Source organism: Mycobacterium sp. E3298 (assembly GCF_001666895.1).
In the GTDB taxonomy this organism is placed as follows: domain Bacteria; phylum Actinomycetota; class Actinomycetes; order Mycobacteriales; family Mycobacteriaceae; genus Mycobacterium.
Genome location: NZ_LZJB01000155.1, coordinates 1 through 515 on the forward strand (window position 1 = coordinate 1; position 515 = coordinate 515).

The 515-nt window shown below is 61.2% G+C and carries 3 pseudogenes; 1 reads left to right on the forward strand and 2 read right to left on the reverse strand.

What is annotated here, in order from left to right:
- Positions 1–62: 62 nt before the first annotated feature.
- A pseudogene (locus A9X05_RS29480) lies at positions 63–212 on the reverse strand (class I SAM-dependent methyltransferase); the annotation flags it as partial.
- A gap of 6 nt (positions 213–218) precedes the next feature.
- On the opposite strand from A9X05_RS29480, the pseudogene A9X05_RS07160 reads away from it, so the two are divergent.
- Positions 219–392, forward strand: a pseudogene (locus A9X05_RS07160) (class I SAM-dependent methyltransferase); the annotation flags it as partial.
- 26 nt (positions 393–418) lie between these two features.
- Here A9X05_RS07160 and A9X05_RS30915 read toward each other — a convergent pair.
- A pseudogene (locus A9X05_RS30915) lies at positions 419–515 on the reverse strand (class I SAM-dependent methyltransferase); the annotation flags it as partial.

Below are 515 nucleotides of genomic sequence, written 5' to 3' on the forward strand. Positions count from 1 at the left end.
AGAGGTCTACGACCGCTACATGAAGTACCTGACCGGCTGCGAGGACTTCTTCCGCAAGGGCATCAGCAATGTGGGCCCTGGCGGAACAGCTTCGCGCAACCGGTCAGGTACTTCATGTAGCGGTCGTAGATCTCTTGCGACTGGATGGCGATGGCCTCGTCGCGGTTCGCCTCGAGGGCGGCCGCCCACGTCTCCAGGGTGCGCGCGTAGTGGGTGAGCACTACGAGCGGACTCTCAATATATGGGCGGCAAACCTGGCGGCCAACAAGGACGCGGCCATCGCGATCCAGTCGCAAGAGGTCTACGACCGCTACATGAAGTACCTGACCGGTTGCGCGAAGCTGTTCCGCCAGGGTTACACCGACGTCGACCAGTTCACGCTGCAAAAGTAGCGGAACGACCCCCAGCTCCTCGCCGCCTACTTCACGAGGGTGAACTGGCCCACATTGCTGATGCCCTTGCGGAAGAAGTCCTCGCAGCCGGTCAGGTACTTCATGTAGCGGTCGTAGACCTCT